We start from the raw sequence: 4,422 nt of genomic DNA, 5'->3' as shown, positions 1-4,422 counted from the left end.
GCCCCTTTGCCGATCGCATCGCCTAGCACGGTCAGGTCACGTCCCCGTGTCTCAGTTGACAGCAGGGTGCCGATGAATGTCAGCACCGCGAGCGTCGCCATGTACACGCCCATCACCCAGAACTGTCCACCGGACAAGCCGACAAGATAAAGTCCCAGCAAGGGTGCGAGGCCGCCGGCAAGCAGTGCGCCGATTTCGCGCGACAGCGCCACGCCCGAATAGCGATAGCGGTTGCCGAAGAGTTCGGCGAAGTGCGCGCATTGCGATCCGAGCATGGCGTTCGCACCAAACGCAAAGCCGCCGACAAGCGCAACCGTCACCCACAGCGGATTGCCAGTGCCGATCATCCACCACGCCGGCACGGCCCAGATGACGGAAAAGAGTGCGCCGACCCGATAGACCGGCAGGCGTCCGATGCGGTCGGTCAACGCGCCGAAAAGCGGCGTGGTGAAGATGCTCAGCAAGCTGGCAAGCAGCACCGCGCGCGTGCCGATCGCACTGAGTTCGCCGCGCGGAAGATGGTGCTGGGCCGCGACGAATCCGGACAGATAGGCAATCGCCACCGCGGTGTAAATCGTCGATCCACCCGTTTCGCCGAGGCGCATCAGCGCCGTTGCGATCAACGGACGGCGCCCCGACTTGAGCATCAGCCGCATCGGCGCCTGGATCACTTCGCGACTGGCTGCGAGCTCCTCGAATACAGGGCTTTCCTTGAGCCTCAGACGAATCCATATAGCCATGCCGATCAGCACGATGCTGCCCAGAAACGGCAAACGCCAGCCCCAGTCCAGCATCTCGGTTTCAGTGAGCGTCGACTGCAAGATGTTGAATGTAAGCGTGGCCAGCGTAAGCCCGCTGAAAATGCCGATGAAAGGCAGCGCGGCAAAGAAGCCGCGGTGTTTCACAGGGGCCATTTCCGCCATCAACGTTGCTGCGCCGGTTTGCTCCGCGCCTGCGCCGAAGCCTTGCAACAGCCGCAATACCACCAGCAGCACCGCGCCGATTGCGCCGGTCGGCAATGCCCCGATCAGCGTCGTCGCCACCCCCATCAGCGCGACGGTGGCAAGCAGCACGAATTTGCGTCCCTTACGATCGCCGAGCGAGCCGAAGAAAAGACCGCCAAGCGGCCGGGCGAGAAAGCCTGCACCGAATGTCGCGAAGCTGGCAAGCAGGCCTGCCGTGGTGCCGAGGCTCGGAAAAAAGACACGGTTGAACACCATTGCGGAAGCCAGCCCGTAGATCGCAAAGTCGTAGTACTCGAGCGCACTGCCGATCGCCCCGGTCACGATAGCACGACGCAACTGCTCGCCTGAAGCTGCCTTGCGCTCTGCGTGGGTGGTAGTCAGGGATGGTAGTCCGCTGTCGTAAAACCGTTCTGAACTCATTTCGTCTCCTGCGCGTCAAACAAATTGGAAAAGGTCGGCGCTTGTTCGTACGTCTTATCTGGCTTTGTTGTTTGCTTATCGCCGCGACGTGGAACCGGCACGGCGCGACGATAGGACGTCCGTCAGTAGCAGTATTACGGACAGGCCGCCCGCCCCGAAGGCGAAATGGTACCGGTAACGTCTTTTAAGTTAGCACGTCAGTATTCAGACGGGCAAGGTAGACGACGCGGGGGTTTTCCCTTGGTCGCGAAGCGCCAATATATGTTCCGGTGAGGTGCGAGGACGCGCGCAAGCCGCATGGCGTGGCGGCCTGGCTCGATCGTCCGGTTCCAGATGCTCAATTGCGCGAGCCATACGAAATCATGAAGTACGGGCCGACCAGCATGAATACGAGCCCGGCGCGCATATTGTTTTTGCATGCGTTGCAGGCCAAGGAACGTCTGATTCCCGCGCTGTCGCCGGGTAACGTGGACAAGACGCGGACTGCGCCGGTGTGCGCCATCGTTGCTTACGATCTGGCGTTTTACCGACACCTACCAAAACTATGTCCGCACAAGCAGGATGCGGCGGCGATCTTCGAAGGCAAGCTCCGCAGCGGCACGCTACAGGGTGCGTACTTGATCATGGCGGCTCGTGCGTTGGGTCTGGACTGTGGGCCGATGTCCGGCCTCGATGCGCAAAAGTTGAATCAGGAGATCTTCCCGAAAGGGGACTTCAAGGTGAACTTTGTCTGCAACATCGGTTACGCTGACCAGTCGAAAGTGATGGGCCGCTTGCCAAGACTCACGTTCGAGGATGCTTGCGAGGTGCTGTGATCGCGCGGCACAGTATCTACGTTCGCCGCAGAAGCTCTGGCTCCGCTGCCGCGAAGACGCAGATCAGATTCGCGTCTTGAGCGAAAAGGGACTTTGCCGTCGGAACGTCGTCATTACATTCCCGTACTGAAAGTCACCCTCTGTGGATTTGCGCTTGCGGCCCGCGGCTGCTTGGGCTGTGTGCCGCGAAGCGGCAATTCCCGGATTGCGCGGGCTCGGTTCCAAAGGGACCTGCGTTCCAGAGTCGCTTCAATGGATCATGTTGATGCAGGACTGCACAAGTCCCGAGTGAGGAAATCCTGCTATCGGCTGCGAAGATTTGGGCACCGCGCATGTCGAAGGCATCTCGGATGTTGCGGTGAAAGCGTAGGCCATGTTGCGCCATTGGTCACACGAGATGGTGACCTGTCCAGGTTAGCCAGTGCCGGCACGACCCAGCACGACGGATTGACAGATGCAGCGTTTAACATCCGGCGCGCCGCGCTATACGCAATACGAGCATTGTCTTGCCCATCCATTGATCAAGGATGTAGGCACCTGGGCAGTCGAAAAAAACAGCTTGGTGAAAAACCAAGCCTACATGCCTTGAAGAGCGCCGCACGCATCGAGTTGGCGAAATTCGGCGAACGCCTGTTTGCGGGTGCGCTTGGGAAGCCACTCGAGCAGTGGTTGATATTGACGATCGATGCCTGATGGTACTGGTCGTTCCGGGGGTAGCGGACACGCGGCGCACGAGCCCGGATGACTCCGAAGGCTCGACCAGCGAGGGTTGCTTTCGGTCTGTGCACGGCCGCTCAACTGCCCATATACCAGACTTGACGTTGTCTCCCGGATTCGACTAATGTATGAATCACTTCGTTCAAAAGTGGAGCCGGGCCGGCGCCCGGAGAGGGAGGCGATCGCAGATGACCAAGGCACAGACTGTTCTCGTGTTAGCACTGCTCTCGACGGCTGCCGCCATGCCGGCCATCGCTGCCGATACCACCTGCGTACCGCCCAATGCGTCGGTTCCGGCTGGTGCCAACACAACCGATCCGAAGGCACCGTTCTTCATCGACACGGCGGGGCTCGATCTGAAGACCACTCCGCCTACTCGCGACCCGCACAATCCGAATTATCCGAAAGCGACAGAATTGCCGGATGGCGCGGTTCCGTCGATCGATAGCGAGGGCAACTTCATCATCGGTCCGACGCATCGTCCGTCGCCAGAGACTGTTGCTCAGGCCAATGTGCCGCACGGCACGGTCCATACCTTCATCATGACCTCGGCAGATAGCGTCATCTATCGGCCGGGCATGGTTCGTAACGATATGCTCGACTGCAAGAATTCGGCGGTGAATTCTGCTTCGCCCGCTCCTGGCGACAAATCCGATCTTCTGGTGCCCGCGAGCCATCCTGGCAGTTGGAGTCGCGAGGTCGATGTCTATGTGCCGGCCGGTTACGTCCCGGGCACGGCAGCGCCTTTCATCGTGTACGGTGATGGCGGCAGGCACAGCTTCTTCAAGGAGCAGATGCTGTTCAACGTGCTGGACAACCTCATCCACGCGCACAAGCTGCCGCCAATGGTGGCCATCGGCATAGGCGCCGGCGGGCAGGACGCGCAGGGCAGCGAACGGGGCCGCGAATATGACACCGTGTCCGGCACCTACGCCGAATGGGTGGAGCAGGAGGTGTTGCCCCGCGTCGAACAGAATGCGCATGTTCGGTTGACAAAGGATCCGGATCGTCGTGCGACCATGGGCTTCAGCTCCAGTGCCGCCGCCGCCTTTACCATGGCCTGGTTCCGTCCCGATCTTTATCACCGCGTGCTTGGCTACTCGCCAACGATGGTGAACCAGCAATGGCCGCATGACACGGCACTTCCAGGCGGCGCCTGGCAGTACCATGATGTGTGGCCGGGGCCGCTCAAGCCGAACCTCACCGTGTCGGGAAATATTGTGACACCTGCAAGCGCGTCCAATGGCACCCCGCTGATTCCGAATTCGCCGCGCAAGCCAATCCGGTATTGGTTCGAGGCAGGCGATCGCGATCTCTTTTATCCGGTCGGGCCTCTTGCCGATGGCATGCATGACTGGACCGCGGCCAACGAAGACATGGCCCGCGTCCTTGCCGCCAAGGGCTACCACTACCAATTCGTCTTCTCCCGCAATGCCGGTCACGTCGACGATGCCACCGAAGCACAAACCCTGGCCGAAGCACTCGAATGGCTGTGGAAAGACGGT

At 60.4% G+C, this 4,422-nt stretch carries 3 protein-coding genes; 2 read left to right on the top strand and 1 reads right to left on the bottom strand.

All coding sequences use genetic code 11. The features are described 5' to 3' along the window. The coding region (locus tag PQQ53_RS34835; RefSeq protein ID WP_408329239.1) for an MFS transporter at window positions 1–1,385 on the bottom strand (1,385 nt) is incomplete at its 3' end. 302 nt (window positions 1,386–1,687) lie between these two features. On the opposite strand from PQQ53_RS34835, the gene PQQ53_RS34830 reads away from it, so the two are divergent. Next, window positions 1,688–2,200, top strand: coding sequence for a malonic semialdehyde reductase (locus tag PQQ53_RS34830; protein WP_408329236.1), 513 nt, complete (start codon window positions 1,688–1,690; stop codon window positions 2,198–2,200). Between the two features lie 905 nt (window positions 2,201–3,105). Then, window positions 3,106–4,422, top strand: a 1,317-nt coding sequence (locus PQQ53_RS34825) for an alpha/beta hydrolase (RefSeq protein ID WP_408329234.1), incomplete at its 3' end; no start/stop codon positions are given.

The sequence above is a fragment of the Paraburkholderia strydomiana genome, assembly GCF_046030495.1.
In the GTDB taxonomy this organism is placed as follows: domain Bacteria; phylum Pseudomonadota; class Gammaproteobacteria; order Burkholderiales; family Burkholderiaceae; genus Paraburkholderia; species Paraburkholderia strydomiana_A.
This window is presented reverse-complemented; position numbering and strand designations above follow the sequence as displayed.